At 67.8% G+C, this 21491-nt stretch carries 22 protein-coding genes and 1 tRNA gene; 9 read left to right on the top strand and 14 right to left on the bottom strand.

Translation table 11 applies throughout. The annotated features are described in order from the left end of the window. Positions 1 to 2 precede the first annotated feature (2 nt). From AX692_RS03590 to yghU, 7 genes are all read right to left on the bottom strand, one after another. A complete protein-coding gene (locus AX692_RS03590; RefSeq protein WP_073975390.1) occupies positions 3 to 710 on the bottom strand; it encodes a cytochrome c oxidase assembly protein in 708 nt (235 codons plus the stop codon). An 18-nt stretch (positions 711 to 728) separates the two neighbouring features. After that, complete coding sequence (locus tag AX692_RS03585; protein ID WP_073975391.1) at positions 729 to 1718, bottom strand: SDR family oxidoreductase; 990 nt, start codon at positions 1716 to 1718, stop codon at positions 729 to 731. Positions 1719 to 1792: 74 nt separating this feature from the next. After that, positions 1793 to 3007: a PQQ-dependent sugar dehydrogenase gene (locus AX692_RS03580; RefSeq protein WP_073975392.1), complete on the bottom strand. Its 1215-nt coding sequence runs from the start codon at positions 3005 to 3007 to the stop codon at positions 1793 to 1795. 127 nt (positions 3008 to 3134) lie between these two features. Beyond that, positions 3135 to 3746, bottom strand: coding sequence for an exopolysaccharide biosynthesis protein (locus tag AX692_RS03575; RefSeq protein ID WP_081095112.1), 612 nt, complete (start codon positions 3744 to 3746; stop codon positions 3135 to 3137). Between the two features lie 8 nt (positions 3747 to 3754). After that, a complete protein-coding gene (locus AX692_RS03570) occupies positions 3755 to 6244 on the bottom strand; it encodes an NAD-dependent epimerase/dehydratase family protein (RefSeq protein WP_073977564.1) in 2490 nt (829 codons plus the stop codon). A gap of 493 nt (positions 6245 to 6737) precedes the next feature. Then, positions 6738 to 6812: transfer RNA gene (locus AX692_RS03565), tRNA-Gln, on the bottom strand. Positions 6813 to 6892: 80 nt separating this feature from the next. Then, positions 6893 to 7768 (bottom strand): glutathione-dependent disulfide-bond oxidoreductase, encoded by an 876-nt coding sequence (gene yghU, locus AX692_RS03560; protein WP_073973955.1) that lies wholly within the window; start codon positions 7766 to 7768, stop codon positions 6893 to 6895. A 117-nt stretch (positions 7769 to 7885) separates the two neighbouring features. Here yghU and AX692_RS03555 point away from each other — a divergent pair, with 117 nt between their 5' ends. Genes AX692_RS03555 through AX692_RS03545 form a run of 3 tightly spaced genes read left to right on the top strand, consistent with a single transcriptional unit; the run spans position 7886 to position 11949 of the window. Beyond that, positions 7886 to 8905 carry a DNA topoisomerase IB gene (locus AX692_RS03555; protein WP_073977375.1) on the top strand — a complete coding sequence of 340 codons (1020 nt, stop codon included), beginning with the start codon at positions 7886 to 7888 and terminating at the stop codon, positions 8903 to 8905. 52 nt (positions 8906 to 8957) lie between these two features. Continuing rightward, the gene (locus tag AX692_RS03550) at positions 8958 to 11042 is read left to right on the top strand and encodes an NAD(+) synthase (protein ID WP_073974127.1); all 2085 of its coding nucleotides are present in this window, start codon (positions 8958 to 8960) and stop codon (positions 11040 to 11042) included. Positions 11043 to 11046: 4 nt separating this feature from the next. Further along, positions 11047 to 11949, top strand: coding sequence for a DMT family transporter (locus tag AX692_RS03545; RefSeq protein WP_073974126.1), 903 nt, complete (start codon positions 11047 to 11049; stop codon positions 11947 to 11949). 58 nt (positions 11950 to 12007) lie between these two features. On the opposite strand, the gene AX692_RS03540 is transcribed toward AX692_RS03545, so the two are convergent. The 3 genes from AX692_RS03540 to AX692_RS03530 all read right to left on the bottom strand — a co-directional run bounded on the left by AX692_RS03540 (position 12008) and on the right by AX692_RS03530 (position 13926). Continuing rightward, the gene (locus AX692_RS03540) at positions 12008 to 12430 is read right to left on the bottom strand and encodes a DoxX family protein (RefSeq protein WP_073974125.1); all 423 of its coding nucleotides are present in this window, start codon (positions 12428 to 12430) and stop codon (positions 12008 to 12010) included. Positions 12431 to 12533: 103 nt separating this feature from the next. Then, positions 12534 to 13130, bottom strand: a complete 597-nt coding sequence (locus AX692_RS03535; RefSeq protein ID WP_073974450.1) for an FMN-dependent NADH-azoreductase — start codon at positions 13128 to 13130, stop codon at positions 12534 to 12536. A 94-nt stretch (positions 13131 to 13224) separates the two neighbouring features. Next, positions 13225 to 13926, bottom strand: coding sequence for a pirin family protein (locus tag AX692_RS03530; RefSeq protein ID WP_073974449.1), 702 nt, complete (start codon positions 13924 to 13926; stop codon positions 13225 to 13227). A gap of 103 nt (positions 13927 to 14029) precedes the next feature. Between AX692_RS03530 and AX692_RS03525 the strand changes: the two genes are divergently transcribed. Beyond that, positions 14030 to 14947 carry a LysR family transcriptional regulator gene (locus AX692_RS03525; protein WP_073974448.1) on the top strand — a complete coding sequence of 306 codons (918 nt, stop codon included), beginning with the start codon at positions 14030 to 14032 and terminating at the stop codon, positions 14945 to 14947. 41 nt (positions 14948 to 14988) lie between these two features. Here the strand turns inward: AX692_RS03525 and AX692_RS03520 are convergent, their stop codons facing one another. The 3 genes from AX692_RS03520 to AX692_RS03510 form a co-directional block, all read right to left on the bottom strand. Next, on the bottom strand, positions 14989 to 15798 hold the full coding sequence (locus AX692_RS03520) for a rhodanese-related sulfurtransferase (RefSeq protein ID WP_081095118.1): 810 nt from the start codon (positions 15796 to 15798) through the stop codon (positions 14989 to 14991). Continuing rightward, on the bottom strand, positions 15798 to 16874 hold the full coding sequence (locus tag AX692_RS03515) for a branched-chain amino acid aminotransferase (RefSeq protein ID WP_073974447.1): 1077 nt from the start codon (positions 16872 to 16874) through the stop codon (positions 15798 to 15800). The genes AX692_RS03520 and AX692_RS03515 overlap by 1 nt, the downstream gene beginning before the upstream one ends. A 721-nt stretch (positions 16875 to 17595) precedes the next feature. Next, complete coding sequence (locus AX692_RS03510) at positions 17596 to 18153, bottom strand: hypothetical protein (RefSeq protein WP_073974446.1); 558 nt, start codon at positions 18151 to 18153, stop codon at positions 17596 to 17598. A 35-nt stretch (positions 18154 to 18188) separates the two neighbouring features. On the opposite strand from AX692_RS03510, the gene AX692_RS03505 reads away from it, so the two are divergent. Beyond that, positions 18189 to 18953, top strand: a complete 765-nt coding sequence (locus AX692_RS03505; protein WP_073974445.1) for a TlyA family RNA methyltransferase — start codon at positions 18189 to 18191, stop codon at positions 18951 to 18953. 96 nt (positions 18954 to 19049) lie between these two features. On the opposite strand, the gene AX692_RS03500 is transcribed toward AX692_RS03505, so the two are convergent. After that, the gene (locus AX692_RS03500; protein WP_073974444.1) at positions 19050 to 19277 is read right to left on the bottom strand and encodes a hypothetical protein; all 228 of its coding nucleotides are present in this window, start codon (positions 19275 to 19277) and stop codon (positions 19050 to 19052) included. Positions 19278 to 19544: 267 nt separating this feature from the next. On the opposite strand from AX692_RS03500, the gene AX692_RS03495 reads away from it, so the two are divergent. The 4 genes from AX692_RS03495 to AX692_RS19470 form a co-directional block, all read left to right on the top strand. Continuing rightward, positions 19545 to 20162, top strand: coding sequence for a TspO/MBR family protein (locus AX692_RS03495; RefSeq protein WP_330997317.1), 618 nt, complete (start codon positions 19545 to 19547; stop codon positions 20160 to 20162). A gap of 332 nt (positions 20163 to 20494) precedes the next feature. Further along, positions 20495 to 20743: an accessory factor UbiK family protein gene (locus tag AX692_RS03490; RefSeq protein WP_073974443.1), complete on the top strand. Its 249-nt coding sequence runs from the start codon at positions 20495 to 20497 to the stop codon at positions 20741 to 20743. Positions 20744 to 20759: 16 nt separating this feature from the next. Then, entirely contained in the window at positions 20760 to 21359 is a 600-nt protein-coding gene (gene recO / locus AX692_RS03485; RefSeq protein WP_073974442.1) for a DNA repair protein RecO, read from the top strand. Between the two features lie 2 nt (positions 21360 to 21361). Beyond that, positions 21362 to 21491: isocitrate/isopropylmalate family dehydrogenase (locus AX692_RS19470; RefSeq protein ID WP_269143351.1), on the top strand; the 130-nt coding region annotated here is incomplete at its 3' end.

Below are 21491 nucleotides of genomic sequence, written 5' to 3'. Positions count from 1 at the left end.
GCCTAGCCCGCAAGCCTGCCGCGCGCTTGCTGCGCCAGCCGCGCCAAAGGGGGCCATGCCGCGGCAACCGTCAGAGGCAGGCTGCCGACCCACATCAACAGACCGGCCATCTGCTGATCGGCCAGCACGCCGATCCCGTAACGCGCGGTGGTCAGGTAATGCGGGACATAGAGCGCGCCCGGCGCGAAAGTCAGCACCGCGCCCAGCATCCCCATCTGCATCACCATCGCGGCGATGACGAAGAACACGGTGGTCGGCGCTTGATCGTCCTGCCCCAGCGCTCGCCACAATAGAACAGCGGATGCGAGCAGCGCGATCTGTCCGGCCCAATAGGCGGCATCGTGCGACAGGGCCAGGTCATAGGCGACGGGCAGGTGCCACAGCCAGAACGCGCCGAGATGGCACAGGAACGCGGGCACCAGCGGCACCCGCTCGATCTTCAACGCCCCTGCCAGCAGCGGCGCAGCACCGAACACGATCACCAGATGATGCACGGTGCGCGCCGAGAACAGTCCCGCGCTCAAGCCGCACAGGGGCGAGACATAGGCCAGTGCCAGCAGGCCAAGCCCGATCCGCACGCCCGTGCCTTGCCGCCGCAGCGCCCAGCCGGACAGGGCCAGCGCCGCCAGCACCATCGGATCGAGGTTCCAGGCAGCCGCGATCGCCTCCGGCTGCGGCGCGGGGCCGCAATAGGGAATGGCCGGCGTCATTGCCCCGCGCCGCGCCGATCAGCGCCGCCTGAGCGCCAGCCCGGCCGCGCCGGCCGCCAGTGCGACGCCCGCGAGTGCGGTGAAAGGATTGCTCCGAACGGCCGTATAAAGGCTCGTCCGTCGCATCGACTGATCGCCGTATACCTCGCCGCGACCTCCGCCGGTCTCGAACCCGCCATCCTCGGGGCGCTTGGGACGGTCCTTGTCGAGCGCGGTCTTGAAGAAGGCTGCCGCAAACACCTGATCGGACAGGTTGGGAAACAGCGTGGCGAACAGGGTCATCGCCCGGCCTGCTCCGCCGATGATCATGTCGCGGGTGGGATGTTCGGCCGCGCGGCAGATCGCCTTGGCTACGATGTCCGGGGAATAGACCGGCGGCGGAACCTTGGAGCGGCCGTCCATCTGGTTCAGCGCGTGTTCGCCGAACGGGGTGTTGATCCCCGAAGGCTGGATCAGCGTCACCGAAACCGGGGCCTTTTCGTGGATCAGTTCGAGCCGCAGGGAATCGATGTAGCCCTTCACCGCAAACTTGCTTGCCGTGTAGGATGACAGCACCGGAGCGGGCATCTGCGAGGAGATCGAACCGGTGGTGATCAGCGCCCCGCCGCGCTGTTTCAGATGGGGCAGGGCTTCGGTCGCACAGTGAACCACCCCCCAGTAATTGGTGTCGAACAGCTGGCGGTGGTCTTCGTCCGAAAGTTCTTCAAGCTTGGCATAGACACCGACGCCCGCATTGCTGACCCAGGTATCGAACCCGCCGTGGCGTTCGATCACGGTCTGCACCGCAGCTTTGACCTCGTCACGGTTGCCAACATCGGCGCTGATCGTATCGCACTTGCCGCCCTCGCTGCGGATCTGCCGGGCGGCAGCCTCGAGGCCCTCATCGCTCCGGGCGATGATCACGACGTTCGCACCGCGCTCCGCCGCCATGCGTGCAGTTGCAAGGCCAATCCCTGAAGAGCCGCCGGTGATGACGATGGTCTGCTGGTCGAGGGGCTTCAGGTTCATTCGGCTGCTCCGTCAGGTTGAGGGTTGATCGTGCCGATGGTGCCCGATTGCGCGCCTTCGCCGACTTAACTGGGCTATTGTCCGGGCTGAGCCGTGCCGGAGCCGCTACGGTCGCCGTCGGCGCTGTCCGGTTTCACTGCGAGAGGCTCAAGCCGCCACAATGCGCCGGGGCCGGGCTCCTTGGTGTTGGTGAGCACCCAGATGGCCCCGTCCGGCCCTTGCTCGATTTCGCGGATACGGGTGTTCATCGGGATGAATTCGACCCCCGCCACCTCGCCGCCGTCAAGATCCACGCGCTCGATCCCGCCCGCCGACAGCGCGCCGAACAGGATGTCGCCGCGCCAATCGGGAAACAGGTCGCCGGTGTAGACGATCATCCCCGACGGCGATCGCACCGGGCTCCAGTAATGCTCGGCGCCCTTGAACTGCGGATACTGCTCGGGATCGGGGATGTCGGTGCCGTCGTAGTTGATGCCCTTGCTGACCACCGGCCAACCATAGTTGCCGCCGCGCTCGACCCGGTTGAGCTCGTCACCGCCCAGCGGCCCCATTTCGGCCACCCACAGCGCGCCACTTGCAGTGTCGACCGCAGCAGCCTCGATATTGCGATGGCCCCAGGACCAGATCGCCGGATCCCGCCCGTCCTGCCCGACGAAGGGGTTGTCCTGCGGGATCGAACCGTCGTCGTTCAGCCGCACCACCGTGCCCAGCGTGTTCGAGAGATCCTGCGCGGGCGCAAACTGGAAGCGTTCGCCAAGCGCCAGAAACAGCATCCCGTCCCGCCCGAACACGATGCGGTTGCCGAAATGCATTGCGCCCGAGACCTTGGGCTGCTGCCGCCAGATCACCTCGAAGCCCTCGATCCCGCCGTCGGTCAACCGCCCGCGGCCCAGCGCGGTGCCGGCGGTGCCGCCTTCGCCGGGTTCGGCAAAGGTGAGGTAGATCATCCGGTTGCTGGCGAACTGCGGGTGCAACGCCACGTCCATCAGCCCGCCCTGATCCTCGGCGAGCACTTCGGGGGTCCCCGCGAGCGGCGCGGAAATGGTGCCATCCGCCGCGACGATCACCAGATTGCCCGGCTTTTCGGTGACGAGCATCCGGCCATCGGGCAGGAATGCGAGCGCCCAGGGCGAATTCAGGCCCTCGGCCACCTTGCGCACCGAGACGACGGCATCTTCGGTCGCCACCGAATCCACCTGATCGGCCGGCTGGGCATGGGCGGAACAAGCAAGGCTGGCGAGGATAAGCGGGCTGGCAGCGATGGCCCTGCCGGAAAGTCGTGCGATCATGTGCAGCTCCTGTCGGCGCATCCGAGCGCGCCGTCGCGATTGCCCCGTCGTGCACTATTCGATGAACCGGGCCGGGGTTCCGTCCGCCTCCGGAGCCTGCCCCTCCATGGCCACGATCGGCCGCAGGTCAGGCGAGCAGCGATGCGCCTGCGAAAACCACCGCGGAAAGACTGAAGGCGAGGGCGGCGATCATCAGCAGGCCGTCGCGCACCAGCAAGGCCAATCCGAAGGCCGCGATCGCCAGCATCGGCGCGGTGCTGCCGAAGGGCACGAGTTCGAGCGGTGGCACGGTGAGGCACAGGGCCATGACAATCACCGCTGCGATGCGCGGCCACGGCTGCCGGACGAACCGCGTCAACCGGCCGTGGAACCACTGGTCCAGTCGCGCAGCGAAGGGATTGAGCTTGTCCGCGGCCTTGTGCAGCTTGTCGGCCGAAACGGCGCGGTGCTGGATGAACTGCGGCAGCCAGAGGTGGTCCTTGTCGAGCAGCAATTGCAGCGCGACCACTGCAAGGATCACCGCCAGAAAGGTCGGCAGGCCGGGAATCCCGCCGACCGGGGTGATCTCGATCAGCGCCGGGATCAGCAGCGCCGGGCCATAGGAACGGTCTCCGATCGCGTCGAGCACGTCGCCGATGGTGACCCTGTCGTGCCGGTCGGCCGTGCGGCGCAGCATGTTCAGGATGTCGCAGACCGAATGGATCGCTTCGCGGTCCGGTCGGGATGCGGTGTCGTTCATGGCGCCCCCTACCGGATGATCCGTTCGAGCGTGCCGTATCTTTCCCTGATCGGTCCGCGCGGGATGGCCAGCATCGCGATCGCGAGGCCGGCGAAGATGCTGATCCCGATGTGCAGCCCGTCGCCATCGAACAGGAACGGCGCGGCGGCCAGCGCCAGCCCGAGCGGCACCAGCGCGAAGCGGGCCGCGCGGCAGACTTCCGCCGCAGCCACCGCCAGCACGGTCAGCACCAGCGCGCCGAGCAGGTGATCGGCATCCGCCATCGCGCCGCTCGCCCCGATGGTGAGACGGGTGAACAGGAAGGACAGGCCGATGACGCCTGCCACCAGCAGGTTCCACGGCAGGTTCACCCCGCCGGTCCACATGTCCTTGAGGACTGCGCCGGGACTGCGCTCGAATTCGTGTTCGACCGGGGTCAGCCTGTCGCCCTCGTCCGCGTCGGCATCCCCGAAAAGCAGGACGCGCAGCAGACTCCGCCCCGCCTTCTTCCGGCGGCTGAGGAAGCTGATGCTCGCCGCCAGTTCGTCGATCGAATAGGGAATCTGCACCAGCATCGCCGCCGCGCCGATCAGCGCCAGCGTGCTCCAGGTGCCGATCACGATCGGCTGGATGATGATGAAGCCGATCGAGACGATCCCCAGCGGCACGATCAGCAACCCGAAGGCCAGCACCAGCCACGGCATCGTCCGCCACCGCGCCCGGCCGCCGACGATGCCGGTCAGGATCTCGATCATGTAAACGAAGGCACCCACGGCCGCATCGGGCACGGGCCAGGCTTGCGAGACGCTGGAGGTGATGATCTCCTCGGTCCCGTTGCGCGGATCGGCGGCGCTCCCGGGGAAGAACGGCTCCCACACCCCGTCGATCTGCTCCATCTGGTAGGCGGCGAGATAGCGCGAGAACAACAGTCCGACGATCGCCAGCGCGATCACCGGCAGGCGCTGCGTCCAGGCCGAGGGGTTGAAGCTCCACCCCGGCGGGATTTCGGGAGGGCGGCCCCGCGCCGCCAGCCCCGGCCCCACCTCCGGCGGCGCGCACACCGCCATGCCGAAGATGAGGCCGCCGACCAGCGTGTCGGACAGGTAGGCGGCGGCGTTGGGGGTCACGAACAGCACCGGCAGCGCCATCACCAGCAGCCCGATCCCCGCCGCCGCCCAGCGCGCCGCGCCCAGCCGCCAGCTGAGCGACGCCGTGGCCGCGACCAGCAGCGCCGCACCCAGAACCACTTCGCCCGCAGCATAAAGCCGGTTGTCGATCCCGATCAGCGGCGGCTGTGTCATCAGCCAGAAGGCCAGACCGATATTGACGAAATGGGTCCAGCGCGTCGCCCGGTGCTGGCTGATCCGTTCGGCCTCGACTTCGCGGCGCAGCGCGTCGGGGTCAGCCGCGCCGGCCTGCGTCATCTCGTCCAGCCAGACCGGCGGCGTGATCCCGTTGCGCTTGTACCACGCCGCCGGATCGCGCTTCAGATTGGCGATCATCGCGGCGAGTTCGGTTTCGATCCGGCGTGCCGGTTGCCAGTCCAGCCAGCGCCGGGCGCGGGAGATGTCGAGCGCGTAGTGATCGTCCGCCATCCCGATCATGAAGGGCTGGATGAACGGCGCTTCGCCCTGATCGATGGCATCAGGGATCAGCGGCTCGGCGGCATCCTGTGCGGCGGCGCCCAGCTTGGCGAGCGGAGCGGGCAGGCGGATCGTGGCCCAGGCCTCGGCGCCGTGGATCAATTCGCCGATCCGGTCCTGCAAGGCCTGATAGCCGGGCGCGTCCGGCTCCCCGATCAGGATCTCCGCATCGGGCGGCAGGCTCGCGCGGCGCTCGACGGTGCGGCGCACGGCGTCGATCATGTCCTCGCGGTGCAGCATTGCCTGCCCCACATCGCGCGGCCCGGCGTAGAGATGCGACTGGAAGTCGCGCTCGTAGATCCGGGCGATCTGGTGCGCGAGGGTCGGCACGGCGCTGTGTTCATCATAGACCCCGGCAAGGCGCAGGATCGCGAAGGGCATCCGCGCCTCGCTGCGGATCAGATCCTCGACCTTTTTCTTCGAACGGGGATATTCCCACTGCGGATCGAAGGGCGTGTCCTCGTCGATCCGCTCTCCCGGCTCGGCGGGCGCGTGGACCAGCATGGTGCTGGCATAGATGAAGCGTTCGACCGCAAAGCCCTCCAGTGCGGAGAGCAAGTTGCGCGTACCTTCGACATTGACCGCATCGTAACGCGGATCGGGCTCGCCCGAGAAATCGAAGAAGGCGACAAGGTGGATGACGGCGGCGATGTCACGCCCATGCTCGCGCCTGACCAGGTCGAGGGCCTCCTCGATCGATCGCCGGGAGGTCACGTCGATTGCGACGACGACCTGCTCTCCATCCGGCTTCGCCATCTGGTCCAGCCCGACAACCCTGAAATCATCCGCCATTGCGACGGCAAGTGACCGACCGAGATTTCCACTCGCTCCGGTGATCAGGACGAGCGGCTTGGCTCCCTGTCCCTCGTCGGCCAATGATCAGCTCCCGCTCCGGCTTCTGTCACTCCCGAGAGTTGCAAGGGCAATCCCGACCCGCACTCTCCTGCATTAGGATTGGTGCCAAGACCGGCTCTCGAGGTGAATGGGTCGGCCTGATTGAAGCCCGTGATCGTGCCGAGGTTGGCCGATCATGAAATCCCTGAGGCGACGCAACGGCAACGTGCCTATGCCGCTTGTCCATCGCTGATCCGGAATGTCCGCTACAAGATTGCCGGTCTGTCGGTCAGCGGGATCGCCCCGCGGATGAGATCAAGCTGATCCGCAATCATGGCACGGGCCGATGGTTTGAAGGCTGTGCACATGCCAGTGGAAAAGCTGTCCACATCCAGCGGCCGCCTTGCGCCCGAAATCGGCTAGAATCATGATGCTGAGATTGAGACCACGAGATGGCACCACAGCATGGTGCCACGGGGTTTTGGCTCGCAGGAAAATCTAATCAATTTCCCGTGCTTTAATCTGAAGAATTTTCTGGCTGGGGCGGAAGGATTCGAACCTTCGCATGGCGGTACCAAAAACCGCTGCCTTACCGCTTGGCTACGCCCCAGCAAGAGGCGCGTCCTATAGCGGCTGAAATCAGGATGTGAAGGGGGCGATGGCGGGTAATCTTCGCCCCCTTCGGCCCGGTCAGACGGGAGGACTGGTCACCAGGCGCTTGCCTGCGAAATCGGCCGCCGAGTGGCGCTCGCGCAGCTGGGTGTCCTCCTCGCCCCACACCTTGTTGACGATCCGCCCGCGCTGGACTGCGGGCCGCGCGCCGATCTCCGCCACCCAGCGGGCGACGTTGGTGTATTCGTCGATGCTCAGGAAGGTCTTGGCGTCGTTGTAGATCTGCCCCGCCACGAAGGGCGCGAGCCAGGGGAAGTTGGCGATGTCGGCGAGAGTGAATTCGTCACCGGCAAGGAAGCGGCTCTCGGCCAGCCGCTTGTCGGCGACGTCGAAGATCCGCTTGGTTTCCATCGCGTAGCGGTTGATGGGGTATTCGTACTTCTCGGGCGCATAGGCGTAGAAATGGCCGAAGCCGCCGCCGATGAACGGCCCGCTGGCGACCTGCCAGAACACCCAGCTCAGCACCTCGGCGCGCTTGGCGGGATCGATGGGGAGGAAAATCCCGAACTTCTCGGCCAGGTGGACGAGGATCGCGCCGCTTTCGAATACGCGGAAGGGCGCGGCGGGATCGCTCTTGTCGAGCAGGGCGGGGATCTTCGAGTTGGGGTTCACGCCGACAAAGCCGCTGGTGAACTGCTCGCCTTCGCCGATGTTGATCGTCCAGGCGTCATATTCGGCACCCGTGTGCCCGGCTTCGAGCAATTCCTCGAGCATGATCGTCGCCTTCACCCCGTTGGGCGTCGCGAGCGAATAGAGCTGGAAGGGGTTGTCGCCTTCGGGCAGCGCCTTGTCCTCGCGCGCGCCCGCGGTCGGGCGGTTGATGCTGGCGAAGCGGCCGCCCGAGACGGTGTCGGCGCTCCAGACGGCGGGCGGGGTATAGGTGGCATCTGCCATGGCAAACTCTCCTTCTGGCGCAGCACCGGTGCGCGCCGTCGTGACAGCCAAGCTGGCGCGCGCAGGGGCGCGGTTCAAGATGGAACATTCCTGCGCCAGCGCGCATTTCGCTTGTCCATGGAAAAGCTTGTCTATGTTGACGACAGCCTGCCCGGGATCACCCGGCGGCGGGCGGGGAAGGGCTGGGCCTATCACGATCCTTCGGGCAATCTGATCCGCGATCCGCGCGAGAAGCGGCGGCTCAATGCCATCGCGCTGCCGCCCGCCTATACCGACGCGTGGTTCTGCCCGGCCGAGAACGGCCACATCCTCGCCACCGGCTACGATGATGCGGGGCGCAAGCAGTACCGCTATCACCCCGATTTCCGCAGCGCCCAGGAGAGCGCCAAATACGACGCCTGCGCCGCCTTCGGCCGGCGCCTGCCGCTGGTGCGCAAGCGGGTGGAGGAAGATCTATCCGGGCGCGGCGTGCCGCGCGAGACGGCGCTGGCGGCGGTCGTGCGGCTGCTCGACCTCTCGGCGATCCGGATCGGCAATGCGCATTACGCCCGCACCAATGACAGCTACGGCGCGACCACCCTGCTCAGCCACCATGCCGAGATCGGCCGCCGCAAGCTCGCGCTGCATTTTGTCGGCAAGGGCGGGAAGGAGCACGATCTTGAGGTCGAGGACGCAGACCTTGCCGAGGCCGTGCGGCGGATGGAGGAGCTGGAGGAGGAAGCGGGCGATCACCTGTTCCGCTACGCGGACGACGAGGGCACCGTGCGCCCCGTCACTGCCGGGGACGTCAACGCCTACCTGCGCGAGACCATGGGCGAAGATTTCACCGCCAAGCACTTCCGCACCTTCCACGCGAGCAGCCTCGCCTTCGAGCGGCTTGCGACCGGCGAGGGGCGGGTGAAGCTGGGCGAGATGCTCGAACACGTCGCCGAGCACCTCGGCAACACCCCCGCGATCGCGCGCAAGTCCTATATCCACCCCGCGCTGATCGCGCGGATCGAGGGGCAGGAGGAATGGCGCCGGGGGCTGAAGCTGCCGCGCCAGACCCGCTGGCTCAGCCGGGCCGAGCGGGGCCTCATTGCCTTTCTGGAAGAATGCGGTAGCGCGGGCGACTATCTGGGCGGCGTGCAGAGCTAGGCAGCGCGGGACACGCGCGTTATGCCCGCGCCCAGCAGGAGATGCCGCAGCGATGACCGAGGCCCACCCCTTCTTCGACATGCACGAACACGGCTTCGTGCGCGTCGCCACCGCGACACCGTGCAGCCGCACCGCCGATGTCCCGTTCAACACCGCGGGCGTGCTGGCCGAGGCGCGCAATGCCCACGCGGCGCATGTCGATCTGGTGGTCTACCCCGAGCTGACGCTGTCCTCCTACGCGATCGACGACCTGCTGCTCCAGAACGCGCTGATCGAGCGGGTCGAGGCGGGGCTGGCAGAAGTGGTCGCGGGGTCGGCCGACCTCACCCCGGTGCTGGTCATCGGCGCGCCGGTGCGCCGCGCCGACAAGCTCTACAATTGCGCGGTGGTGATTGCGCGGGGGCAGATCCTCGGCGTGGTGCCCAAAAGCTTCCTCCCCAACTACCGCGAGTTCTACGAGAAGCGCCACTTCGCCCACGGGCGCGGGTGCACCGACATGTGGATCACGCTTGCGGGCGAGGAGGTGCCCTTCGGCACCGACCTCGTCTTCGCCGCCGCCAATCTCCCCGGCTTCCGCTTCGGGGTCGAGATCTGCGAGGATTTCTGGGCGCCCGTCCCGCCGGGCATGCAGGCCGCGCTCGCCGGCGCGCTGATCCTGTGCAACCTCTCGGCCTCGCCCGTCACCATCGGGCGCGCCGACGACCGGCACCTGCACGCGCGCTCGTCGGCCAGCCGCGCCATCGCGGCCTACGTCTATTCGGCGAGCGGGCACGGCGAGAGCACCACCGACCTTTCGTGGGACGGGCAGGGCATGGTCTACGAGATGGGCAGTCTGATCGCCCAGTCCGAACGCTTCGACCGCAGCGGCGAGCTCTGCATCGTCGATATCGACACCGAGAAGCTCGCCGCCGAGCGGATGCGCAACCAGACCTTCGCCGATGCGGCGGAGTGGGCATGGAACCCTGCGGATGCCTACCGCCGTGTCGAGTTCGAGCATGCCTATGCAGCGGGCGATATCGGCCTCCAGCGCCCCGTCGCGCGCTTCCCCTTCGTGCCCGACCGGCCCGAAAAGCTCGACGAGGATTGCTACGAGGCGTTCAACATCCAGGTCGATGCGCTGATGCGGCGCATGCAGTCGACCGGAAGCAAGTCGCTGGTGATCGGCATTTCGGGCGGGCTCGACAGCACCCACGCGCTGATCGTCGCCGCCAAGGCCTGCGACCGGCTCGGCCTGCCGCGCAGCACCATCCGCGGCTACACCATGCCCGGCTTCGGCACCTCGGAGGGCACGAAATCGAACGCCCACCGGCTGATGGCGGCGCTCGAGATCACCGCGGGCGAGATCGACATCCGTCCCGCTGCGCAGAAGATGCTGGAAGACATCGGCCATCCCTTCGCCAATGGCGAGCCGGTGCACGACGTGACCTTCGAGAACGTGCAGGCGGGGCTGCGCACCGACTACCTGTTCCGCCTCGCCGGGCAGCACAAGGGCTTCGTGGTCGGCACCGGAGACCTTTCCGAGCTGGCGCTCGGCTGGTGCACCTACGGGGTGGGCGATCACATGAGCCACTACGGCGTCAATGCGGGGGTGCCCAAGACGCTGATCCAGTATCTCATCCGCTGGGTGATCGCCACGGGCCAGTTCTGCGAGGAATGCGCCGCGGTGCTGGACGGCGTGCTCGACACCGAGATCAGCCCCGAACTGGTGCCGCCGGGCACCGACGGGCAGATGCAGTCGACCGAAAGCCTGATCGGGCCTTACGAATTGAACGACTTCTTCCTCCACCACATCATCCGCTTCGGCCAGCGCCCCTCCAAGGTCGCCTTCCTCGCCTGGCATGCGTGGAAGGAGGCGGGCGCGGGGATGTGGCCGGCGGGCTTCCCGGCAGGCGCAAGGAACGCCTACGACCTTGCCACCATCGCCCGCTGGCTCGACCGGTTCTGCGCGCGTTTCTTCGGCTTCTCGCAATTCAAGCGCTCGGCGCTGCCCAACGGGCCGAAGGTGTCCTCGGCGGGAGCCCTCTCCCCGCGGGGCGACTGGCGCGCGCCGTCGGATGCAGTGGCGACCGTGTGGCGCGAGGAGCTGCGCGCCGGACTGCCTGCGGACATAGCCGAGGCTCTGGCGGCAATCCCCTGATGTAATGCCCGGCAACCTCCCCCTCTCCGCGCTCGGGATCATGCTGTTCTGCAATGTCGCCTGGGCGATGAACATCGTGGTCAGCAAGATCGCCGTGGCAACGCTCGACCTGCCGCCGCTGTTCTACACCGTGCTGCGCTCGGCCACGGTGGTGGCGGTGCTGCTGCCGCTGCTGCTGCGCGGACGGCCCGAGCGCCTGCCGCTGGTGCTGCTGATCGGCTTTGCGATCACCGGGGGGAGCTTCGGGCTGCAATTCATCGGGCTCCAGACCGCGAGCCCTTCGGCGGTGGGGATCGTCAACCTTTCGGGCGCGCCGCTGACCGTGCTGTTCGCGATCCTGTTCCTGGGCGAGGAGGTGCGCTGGCGGCGCGGGATCGGGATGGCGCTGGCGCTCGGCGGCGTGGGCCTGGCGATCGGCGCGCCGTCCGAGGCGGGCGACCCGGTGGGCCTCGGCTTTGCTTTTGCCGGCGTGTTCGTCGGCGCCTTCGCCTCGGTCTTCGTCAAGCGGCTCGATATCGGCGCGGCGCGCTTGCAGGCCTGGGCGGGGGTGGCCTCGCTGCTCGTCATGCTGCCCGCGACGCTGACCTTGGAAACCGGGCAGATCGCCGCCGTCGCGGCCGCGCCGCTCGCGGTGGCGGGCTGCGTGCTGTTTGCCGGGGTGATCGTCTCGGTCGGCGGGCATTCGGCCTATTTCATGCTGTTCCAGCGCTATGACGCGAACCTCATCGTGCCTTTGACGCTGCTCACCCCGCTGCTCACCATCGGTTTCGGGACCTGGCTGACGGGCGACGAGATCGGCTGGCCGCTGATCGTCGGCGGGACGATGGCGTTGGCCGGGGTGGCGATCATCGTCATCCGTCCGACCCGGACGCTGTTCAAGCCGCGGCTGGTGCGTCCCGAAAGCTGACAAGCAAAGGGCCGGCGCACCCCTGGGTGCACCGGCCCTGTCTGCCGTTCGGCGCAGGTCAGCCGCGGTCGAGCGACAGGCGGCCCGGGCCGAAGGCGGCGAGCTGGAACATGCCGCCAGCGATCGCGAGGTTCTTGAGGAAGCTCGTGAACTGCATCTGGTCGGCGAAATCGGCGTGGAAGATCGCCGCGGCGAGGATGCTGAACACGCCGAGCGCGATCGCCGCCGCACGGGTGCGGTAGCCCGCGATCAGCAGCCCTGCGCCGACCACTTCGAGCGCGACGGTGGCGTAGGTGATGCCGGTCGCAAAGGGCAGGCCGACGCTGGCGATGTAGCCCGCTGTGCCATCGATTGCGGCCAGCTTGCCGAGGCCGGCGATCAGGAACAGGCCGGCCAGCAGCAGCCGCGCGCCGAGCGCGACGGCGTCCTGCGTCGAGGTTGCAGCCGAAGCTTGCGGGAGGGTAGCAGTGATGTCGTTCATGATGGTTCTCCTGGGGAGGAAGGTTGAGAGGAGGGGAGGAGGAAGGGGTGGGCGGGGGACGGTGCGACCCTCGTCGGCCGCCCCCCGTCCATGAGGCCGCCGGTCAGGCGGCAAGCTTCAGCGCGGCATCCTTGGCAGCGGCGATCTTCGCCTCGCCACCCGCGCCCATGATGCCGTCGGCCGCAACGATTTCGACATCGGTGATCCCGAGGAAGCCGAGGAAGAAGGTCAGCCAGCGGCTCATGAAGTCGATGTCGGCACCGACCGGGGTGCCGCCGCTTGCAATCGCGAGGTAGGCCTTCTTGCCCCCCAGCAGGCCTTCCGGGCCATTGGCGGTGTACTGGAAAGTGGTGCCGGCACGCGCCACCAGATCGGCCCAGGCCTTGAGCGTGGCGGGCGGGCCGAAGTTGTAGACGGGCGAGGCGATGACGATGGTGTCGGCGGCCTGCAATTCGGCGATCAGCGTATCGGCGATGGCCGCGGGCTCGGCCTGCTCCGGGGTACGCTCGGCCGCCGGGGTGAGGTTCGCGGCGAAGCGCTCGGCGCTGACATAGGGCAGGTCGTTCGCGGCCAGATCGCGGGTGGTGACCCCCGCGCCGGTCTTGGCGGCAAGGCCCTGGACGATGCTCTGGCCGAGCTGGCGCGAGACGCTTTCGGCGTTCGAACGGATGCTGGCGGTGACGAAGAGAATGTTGCTCATTGGGGGATGCTCCTTTGGAAGGTGGAGAGGGGGTGGAGCCGGCCGGCGAGGGGGAGAGAGGGGAGAGAGCCGGCCGGCTCCGAGGGGGTTGGGGTTACGCCGCGTCGACCAGCACGACCTCGCTGTCTTCCACGGCCGTGATCGTCACCGATTCCTGCCCGGTGATCGCCACGCCGTCGCGGGCATTGGCCTCGATCGTCTCGATCCGCACCTTGCCGGTGGCAGGCACGAGGTAGAGGTGGCGGTCGGCCGAGCGCGGCGTGTAGGTCACGCTCTCGCCCGCCTTGATCGTGGCGCCCAGCACCCGGGCATCGGCACGGATGGGCAGGGCATCATCGTCATTCGCCACGCCGCTCGCGAGCGGCACGAAGGCACCCGCGCGGTCGTCCTTGGGGAACTGGCGCGCGCCCCAGCTCGGCTGGCCACCGCGGGCATCGGGGATGATCCAGATCTGGAAGATCCGGGTTTCCTCGTCCTCGAGGTTGTATTCCGAGTGGGTGACGCCGCTGCCGGCACTCATCACCTGCACGTCGCCCGCTTCGGTGCGGCCCTGGTTGCCCATGCTGTCGCGGTGCGTGATCGCCCCGGCGCGGACATAGGTGATGATCTCCATGTCGCTGTGGGGGTGCGGCGGGAAGCCCGACTTCGAAGCGATCGCGTCGTCGTTCCAGACCCGCAGGGCGCCCCAGTGGACGCGGGCCGGATCGTGATAGCTCGCAAAGGAGAAGTGGTGGCGGGCATCGAGCCAGCCGTGGTTGGCGGCGCCGAGGGTGTTGAAGGGACGCAATTCGATCATGGCGTGTCTCCTGTCTTGATGGGGCGGAGATAGGCGACCAGCGGCGTGCGGATAAGTGGGATAAAACTTGCCAAAATGTTCGGATTATCCGAACAAGTGCGCCATGAAGCTCGGCGAACCCACTCTCGACCAACTGCGGCTCTTCATCGCCGTGGCCGAACACGGCAGTTTCGGCGGCGCGGCCAAGGCGACGGGCCGTGCGGTCTCGGCGGTGTCCTACGGCATCGCGCAACTGGAGGCGCAGCTTGCGCTCAGCCTGTTCGACCGCGAGGGCTCGCGTCGCCCGGTGCTCACGCAGGCGGGCGAGGGCTTGCTGGCCGAGGCGCGCAGCATTGCCGACGGGGTCGATGCGCTGCTGGCGAAGACGCGCTCGCTCCATGCCGGGCAGGAGCCGTCGCTGACGCTGGTGGTCGACGTGATGGTGCCGGGCGATGTCACCGCGCATGTGCTCGGCGAGTTCCGGCGGATGTTCCCGACCTGCGCTCTCACCCTGCGGATCGAGGGCCTCGGCGCGGTTGCGGCCTGCGTGATCAACGCAGGGTCGGATCTCGCCATCGGCGGCCCGGTGATCGGCGATCAGCCCGCGCTCGAACGGCAGGCGGTGGGGGAGGTCGAGCTGATTCCGGTTGCCGCGCCCTCGCACCCGCTGGCGCAACCCGGGATCCTGCCGGGGGAAAGCCGTCGCCACCTCCAGCTGGTGCTGACCGACCGCTCACCGCTCACCGAGGGCCGCGAGTTCTCGGTGCTGAGCCCGCTGACCTGGCGGCTGGGGGATCTGGGCGCAAAGCACTCGCTGCTCAAGGAGGGGCTGGGCTGGGGCAACATGCCGCGCGGCATGGTGGCGGGCGATCTGGCGGCGGGAACGCTGGTCGAGCTCGACCTGCCCGAGAAGCCGGGCGACCGCTATGGCCTCTCCGCATTGTGGCGGCGCGACACGCGGCTGGGGCCTGCGGCGAGCTGGCTGGTCGATGCGTTCAGGGAAGGGCTCGCCGCTTGCCCATCTCCCCCGTCCCCGGCTTGACCCGGGACCATGCTGTTCCCGGAAGGCAGCATGACCCCGGATCAGATCCGGGGCGGGGGATCACAGATCGAACACCTCGTCCCCACCGGCACGGGCCGCCCGCAGGGCTGGCAGCGGGTATGGGTGCCCTGCGCAAGGCCGTGGCCGAGGCTCACGCGCTCGTCGAAGACGAAGCATTCGCCCTGCCACAGGCTTTGTTCTTCGGGCACTTGCTCGAGATATTTGAGAATGCCTCCGCGCAGATGATAGACCTCGTCGATCCCCTCGGCGCGCAGGAACGAAGTCGATTTCTCGCAGCGGATGCCGCCGGTGCAGAACATCGCGACCTTTTTCTTGCCTTCGAGCAGCGCCCCGCGGTTGGCGCGGAACCAGGCGGGAAAGTCGCGGAAGCTTGGTGTTGCCGGGTCGACTGCCCCGGCAAAGCTTCCGATCGCGACCTCGTAATCGTTGCGCGTGTCGATCACGAGGGTGTCGGGATCGGCGATCAGCGCGTTCCAGTCGGCAGGATCGACATAGGTGCCGACGCTAAGGGTCGGGTCGATATCGGGCTGCCCCATGGTGACGATCTCGCGCTTTACCCGCACCTTCAGCTTGCCGAAGGGCATGACGGGCGCGTTCGAGAACTTCACGTCGAGCTCCGCGCAGCCCGGCAGCGCGCGGATGTGGGCGAGGACGGCGTTCAGGCTCTCGGGCGCGCCCGCGATCGTCCCGTTGATCCCCTCGCGCGCGAGCAGCAGGGTGCCTTTCACGCCTGCGCCCTCGCACCCCGCGACCAGCGCGGCCTGCAAGGCGTGAGGATCGTCGAGCCGCGTGAACTGGTAGAGCGCAGCGACGCGGATCGGCGCTGCAATCAAACCCGCATCACCCAGCCGTGGGTGTCGGCGATCCGGCCGGTCTGGATGCCGACGAGCGTCTCGCGCAGGGCCGCGGTGGTCTGGCCGATGCCGCCTGCGCCGATGGAGAATGCGCCCTCGGGCCCGGTGACCTTGCCGACCGCGGTGACGACCGCCGCCGTGCCGCAGGCCATGACCTCGATCAGCTTGCCGCTCGCCGCATCATCGCGCCACTGGTCGATCGAATAGGGGGCCTCGGAGACGGTGAGGCCCTGCTCCTCGAGCAGCGTGATCAGCGAATTGCGGGTGATGCCGGGCAGGATCGTGCCGGTCAGCGGCGGGGTGATGACGGTGCCGTCGGCGAAGACGAAGAACAGGTTCATGCCGCCCAGCTCCTCGACCCACTTGCGCTCGGTCGCATCGAGGAACAGCACCTGGTCATGGCCCATCGCGAAGGCCTGTCCGGTGGGGACGAGGCTCGCGGCGTAATTGCCCCCGCACTTGGCCGCGCCCGTCCCGCCGGGGGCAGCGCGGCTGTATTCGGAGATCCAGATGCTGACCCCCTTTGCACCCGATTTGAAGTAGTTGCCGGCCGGACTTGCGATGACGATGAACTTGTACTGCTTGGCCGGGCGCACGCCGAGGAAGGCCTCGGTCGCGATCATGAAGGGCCGCAGGTAGAGCGAGCCGCCGTCGACCGCCGGATACCAGTTGCCATCGACTTCCAGCAGCGCGCGGATGGCGCCGATGAAGGTCTCCTCAGGCAGCGCGGGCATGGCGAGCCGCTCGGCCGAGGCGTTGAAGCGCGCGGCGTTGGCCTCGGGACGGAACAGCCCGAGCGCGCCGTCGGGGTGGCGATAGGCCTTGAGGCCCTCGAAGATCTCCTGCGCGTAGTGCAGCACGCTCGCCGCCGGATCGAGCGGGATCGGCTGGCGCGGGCCCAGCACCGGGGTCTGCCAGCCACCCAGCGCCTCGTCATAGTCGACCACCACCATGTGATCGGTGAAGACGGTGCCGAAGCCCGGGTCGGCGATCAGGCTCTCGCGGGTGGCGTCAGGTGTGGGTGCGGGGTGGGGCAGGCGGGTGACGTGCATGGAATGCGCCTAATCCTGCGAGAGGCACAGGGCAAGATCAGTGTTGGGCTGCCATCCAGCGATAGTGGGGAGCACTGGATCGGTCGCGCAGCGACCGCGAGGCCACGCGGCCGAGCCGCAGGCGCTCCGAAGCGAAGCGAAGGAAACAGCGCCGAGGACGGAGGCGCGGAGGCGCCTCCGCAAAAGAACACCGGGCCGCAGGCCCGCCAGCGCACGGCGCGAGCCGCAGCGGGTCCGAAGCGAAGCGGAGGACGTCTAGCGAGGACGGAGGCGCGGAGGCGCCTCCGCAACACACAAATGAAAAGGGCGTTTCCTGCCCGTCGGAGGAAACGCCCTTGACATGGTCAGCGGCCGGAAGTGCCGCTCACGTAGCCTTACTCTGGCAGAGGATTACCGAGTATGCTCCGTAGGGATCTTCACCGACCTCGCTACTGAACCATGAGACATCGGATCACCTCCTTTCGCGCTTGTGAGCCAGACCCCGCGTATCACCGGGGGCCGAGAGCCGCGTTCGCCGCTGGCCTCGGGTGCAATGTGAGTCATCGCGGGGTCTTCCACAAGACTTGAAATAATCTTTTCCGGCGTCATAATCACGCCTCGCCGCGCAAAGAACGCAGGCTGGCCGCCCGGGGGAGACCTCGGGCGTTTTTCGTTTCCGGCGCGGCTGTGGACAGGCTGGGGGCAAGCCTGTGGATATTAATGTATGGAATCGGGTGAGGGGTTACCCCCTGCAATCCTCGATCACACGGCTGACCTCGGCATGGCTGGGGAGGATCAGCGGTGCAACCCCGAACACCTCGACAGCAAAGCGGCCCTTTGAAAGGGCCATCGCATCGAGCAACGGATCGGATACCGTCAGGGCAGCAATGGCATTCCGACTTGCTGCCCGTGCCGTCAGCGTGCGCTGTTCCGTCTCGGCGCGGATGGTCATCTGCACGGGGTCTGACGGCGGGCGGCCATTGCGGATCAAGAGGATTTGCGGCCCCTGGGGCTCAAACACGCAGGTCACATCAAGAAGATCATCGTCCCCCTGAGAAAACAGCGCGCGTTTGCCCCTTCCCTCGCCATAATCGATGTAGCGCCACGCGCCCGGTGTCAGCGGGGCATCCATCCAGTCGGCGCTGGGCGGTGCCTGATCGATCATCTGGGGTGCGATCATCAGCGGTTGCGGCGCAGGCGATGCTACCGGGCGCGGCGGCGCGACCGGCGGCACCTTGGCGGCGGGCGCGCAGGCGGCAAGGGCGAGCGTCAGGGCGAGGAGGGGAAGTCCGGCTTTCATGCCCGCACTTTGCGCGCTAGGGCCTCGTCTTGTCCATGCCCGACCACCCATCCCGTCCCCCGAAAGTGCCCAAGCGCCGCGTCGATCAGCTTCTGGTCGAGCGCGGGCTCGCCGAGAGCCGCGCGCGGGCGCAGGCGCTGGTGATGGCGGGGCTGGTATTCGCGGGCGAGACCAAGATCGACAAGCCCGGCCATCAGCTGGCCGAGGACGCCGCGCTCGATGTGCGCGGGCGCGATCATCCCTGGGTCAGCCGCGGCGGGATCAAGCTCGCCCACGCGATCGAACATTTCGGGCTCGACCCGGCAGGTGCGGTGGCGATGGATATCGGCTCGTCCACCGGGGGCTTCACCGATGTGCTGCTGACGAACGGGGCGGCGCACGTTTTCTGCGTCGACAGCGGCACCAACCAGCTCGCGTGGAAATTGCGCGAGGACCCGCGGGTGACCGTGCTCGAACAGCTCTCCGCGCGGCTGCTGACGGCGGAGCACATAAACCGCCCCTGCAACTGGGTGGTGTGCGATGCGAGCTTCATTTCCCTGGCGAAGGTGCTCGAAGTGCCGCTCGGGCTGGCCGCCACGCCGTGCCAGCTCGTCGCGCTGATCAAGCCGCAGTTCGAGGTCGGGCGCGAGGAGGTCGGCAAGGGCGGGGTGGTGCGCGATCCGGCGCTTCACCAGCGGGTGTGCGAGGAGGCGCGCGGTTGGATCGAGGGGCTCGGCTGGGTGGTGCAGGGGATCGTGGAAAGCCCGATCACCGGCCCTCAAGGAAATGTCGAGTTCCTGATCAGCGCGAACCGCCGATAGCACAGGCAAAAGAAAAGACCGGCAGCAACCGCAGTTGCTACCGGCCTTTCTTAACCTGGCGCCTGACGCGTGGTCAGGCCCGGCAATCCCGAAGGATTACTGGGCAGCCGGGGTTTCGGCAGCCATCGCGTCGCCTTCGGCGGCCATGGCGTCGGCAGCCGGGGTTTCGGCGGCCATCGCGTCACCGGTTTCGGCAGCCATCGGCTCTTCAGCAACGGCCATGGCGTCGGCTTCGGTCGAAGCTTCTTCAGCGGGCTTCGAGCAAGCGGCGGTGGCGAGAGCGAGGCCGGCGACGGCGACGAGAGCGATCTTCTTCATGGTCATTTCCCCTATGGGTCCGGCAAAGCCGGGAATGAGCAAAAGCGCATTTGTGTCACATCCCGCCGCACTGCGCTTCGAATCACGGCAGGAATGTGGCAGCATCTAGCAGAGGTTTTTGCAGACCCCAAAGCGTTTCGTGCGTCTCTGCCCAATTTTCACCACATTTTTCGCTGGTCCCCTCGGCGTTCGCGAGCACCGCGGCGCATCGCGCTGCGCTGCTTGAGGCGCTTTGTTTGCCTATCGCTGCGCTGCTTGAGGCGGGATGTTGGCGTGGCGGTGCTGCTCTGGTATCGCCCGCGCTCCCCGCCCGCCGGCGGGCCGAACAGACGCGGAGAGACCATGAACGTCCTTGCTTCCCCCGCTCAGCTGCGCGCCAGCTTCCTGCGCTGGACGCTGTTCATGGTGCCGCTGGTGCTGCTCGTCGGATTTTTCGCAGGGCAACTCGGCGGGCCCGACACGGCGTGGTTCGCTGGGCTCGCAAAGCCCGCGATCTATCCGCCGCCCGCAGTGTTCGGGATCGTGTGGACCGTGCTGTTCGTGCTGATCGGCCTCGCCCTGGCGCTGGTCGCGAGCGCCTGGGGCGCGCCGGGGCGTGGCCTCGCGCTGATCGTATTCGCGGTGCATTTCCTCGTGACGCAAAGCTGGAGCGCGGTGTTCTTCGGGATGCAGGAGATGGGAATCGCCCTGATGGTGATCGGCTTCGGCATCGTCAGTCTGCTGATCGCGCTCGCGCTGGTGCTGCGCGTGCGGCGCGCGGCGGGGCTGCTGCTGCTGCCCTATCTGGCGTGGCTGTGCTTTGCGGGCGTGCTCAACTACCAGTTCATCGCCGAGAACCCCGATGGCGGCCAGCGCGGCCTAGACGGCGCGGCGACCAAAGTCGAGTTCTGAGGAAGAGACCTATCAAGCTATCGTTTGGCGGTGCTCGGACGGCGTAGCACGTCCGCAAGGCCGAACGGCCGCCCGCAGCGATGCGGCCGTCAGGCCGCGTGAGCGAGGATTTCGCACGCCGGATGGCGTGCGGAACATAAAAACGCACGGCGTAGCACGTCCGCAAGGCCGAACGGCCGCCCGCAGCGATGCGGCCCTTGGCCGCGTGAGCGAGGATTTCGCACGCCGGATGGCGTGCGGAACACAGAGACTCCGCCCGCAGCGACGCGCCCGAAGGGCGTGAGAGCGAGGATAGGCTTGCACTTCAGTGCAAGCCCCCCCAAAAAGCAAACATGCAAAGCCAGAACCCGATCATCGCCGACCTCGTCAAGCTTGCCAACAGCGCGGCGGGGACCATGGCGGGCATGACCCGCGAAGCCCGCGAGAGCGCGCGCGAGCGGATGCGCGAAGCCTTCGGCGGGATCGACTTCGTCAGCCGCGAGGAATTCGAGACCGTCAAGGCCATGGCCCAGAAGGCCCGCGAGCAGGCCGACGCGCTCGAAGCGCGGCTCGCGGCGCTGGAAGCCAAGTCCTCCAAGTAAGCGCGGGCGCGCGGGCATGACCTCGCGCAGCCCTGCCATCATCCTCGCGTCCCGGCCACAGGGCGAGACCGGGGCGATGGTGCGCGTGCTCACGGCGCAGAGCGGCCTCGTTGCGGCCTATGTCGCGGGCGGGCGGGGGCGGCAGATGCGCGCGGTGATGGTGCCGGGCAACCGCGTCGCGGCCGAGTTCACCACCAAGCCCGGCAGCCAGCTGCCCTTCGCGCGGCTCGAGCTCGAACATTCCCGCGCCGCGCTCATCACCGAGCCGCTGCCGGCCGCCGCGATGCAGTGGGCCTGCGCGCTCACCGCCGCGAGCCTCCCCGAACGCCAGCCCTACCCCGCGCTCCACGGCGCGCTCGATGCCCTGCTCGAGGCGATCGCCATCGCCCCTTCGGCGCGGGGCTGGGTGAGCGGGCTTGTCGCCTATGAAACCCTGCTGCTGTCCGAACTCGGCTATGGCGGCATGGCGCCCCCCGCCGCGCCCGATCTGCCCGCCCAGCTCGCCCAGCTGGCGCTGCTCGAACGCCGCATCGCGCACTACCTGCTTGCAGGCCCGAAGCGCGATGTTATGGGCGCGAGGCTGCTGCTGACCGAGCGGCTCCAGCGAATGGGGTAAGAATGAAGATTGCAGTCCTGCCCGGCGACGGGATCGGCCCTGAAGTCACCGCCGAGGCGGTAGCGGTGCTCGAGGCGCTGGGCTTGCCGGGCCTGACGCTGTTCACCGGCGATGTCGGCGGGGCGGCCTATC

Source organism: Erythrobacter donghaensis (assembly GCF_001557325.1).
Lineage (GTDB): Bacteria > Pseudomonadota > Alphaproteobacteria > Sphingomonadales > Sphingomonadaceae > Erythrobacter > Erythrobacter donghaensis_B.
The sequence above is the reverse complement of the archived record's forward strand: the minus strand, read 5'-3'. Positions and strand labels throughout refer to the sequence as shown.

What these genes read in the sequence shown, in the direction of transcription:
- AX692_RS03530 (WP_073974449.1), bottom strand. Translation starts at nt 13,926, where the DNA reads ATGATCGAATTGCGTCCCTTCAACACCCTCGGCGCCGCCAACCACGGC.
- AX692_RS03580 (WP_073975392.1), bottom strand. Translation starts at nt 3,007, where the DNA reads ATGATCGCACGACTTTCCGGCAGGGCCATCGCTGCCAGCCCGCTTATC.
- AX692_RS03510 (WP_073974446.1), bottom strand. Translation starts at nt 18,153, where the DNA reads ATGAAAGCCGGACTTCCCCTCCTCGCCCTGACGCTCGCCCTTGCCGCC.
- AX692_RS03540 (WP_073974125.1), bottom strand. Translation starts at nt 12,430, where the DNA reads ATGAACGACATCACTGCTACCCTCCCGCAAGCTTCGGCTGCAACCTCG.
- AX692_RS03590 (WP_073975390.1), bottom strand. Translation starts at nt 710, where the DNA reads ATGACGCCGGCCATTCCCTATTGCGGCCCCGCGCCGCAGCCGGAGGCG.
- AX692_RS03575 (WP_081095112.1), bottom strand. Translation starts at nt 3,746, where the DNA reads ATGAACGACACCGCATCCCGACCGGACCGCGAAGCGATCCATTCGGTC.
- AX692_RS03585 (WP_073975391.1), bottom strand. Translation starts at nt 1,718, where the DNA reads ATGAACCTGAAGCCCCTCGACCAGCAGACCATCGTCATCACCGGCGGC.
- yghU (WP_073973955.1), bottom strand. Translation starts at nt 7,768, where the DNA reads ATGGCAGATGCCACCTATACCCCGCCCGCCGTCTGGAGCGCCGACACC.
- AX692_RS03525 (WP_073974448.1), top strand. Translation starts at nt 14,030, where the DNA reads ATGAAGCTCGGCGAACCCACTCTCGACCAACTGCGGCTCTTCATCGCC.
- AX692_RS03545 (WP_073974126.1), top strand. Translation starts at nt 11,047, where the DNA reads ATGCCCGGCAACCTCCCCCTCTCCGCGCTCGGGATCATGCTGTTCTGC.
- AX692_RS03555 (WP_073977375.1), top strand. Translation starts at nt 7,886, where the DNA reads ATGGAAAAGCTTGTCTATGTTGACGACAGCCTGCCCGGGATCACCCGG.
- recO (WP_073974442.1), top strand. Translation starts at nt 20,760, where the DNA reads ATGACCTCGCGCAGCCCTGCCATCATCCTCGCGTCCCGGCCACAGGGC.
- AX692_RS03535 (WP_073974450.1), bottom strand. Translation starts at nt 13,130, where the DNA reads ATGAGCAACATTCTCTTCGTCACCGCCAGCATCCGTTCGAACGCCGAA.
- AX692_RS03515 (WP_073974447.1), bottom strand. Translation starts at nt 16,874, where the DNA reads ATGCACGTCACCCGCCTGCCCCACCCCGCACCCACACCTGACGCCACC.
- AX692_RS03550 (WP_073974127.1), top strand. Translation starts at nt 8,958, where the DNA reads ATGACCGAGGCCCACCCCTTCTTCGACATGCACGAACACGGCTTCGTG.
- AX692_RS03500 (WP_073974444.1), bottom strand. Translation starts at nt 19,277, where the DNA reads ATGACCATGAAGAAGATCGCTCTCGTCGCCGTCGCCGGCCTCGCTCTC.
- AX692_RS03490 (WP_073974443.1), top strand. Translation starts at nt 20,495, where the DNA reads ATGCAAAGCCAGAACCCGATCATCGCCGACCTCGTCAAGCTTGCCAAC.
- AX692_RS03505 (WP_073974445.1), top strand. Translation starts at nt 18,189, where the DNA reads ATGCCCGACCACCCATCCCGTCCCCCGAAAGTGCCCAAGCGCCGCGTC.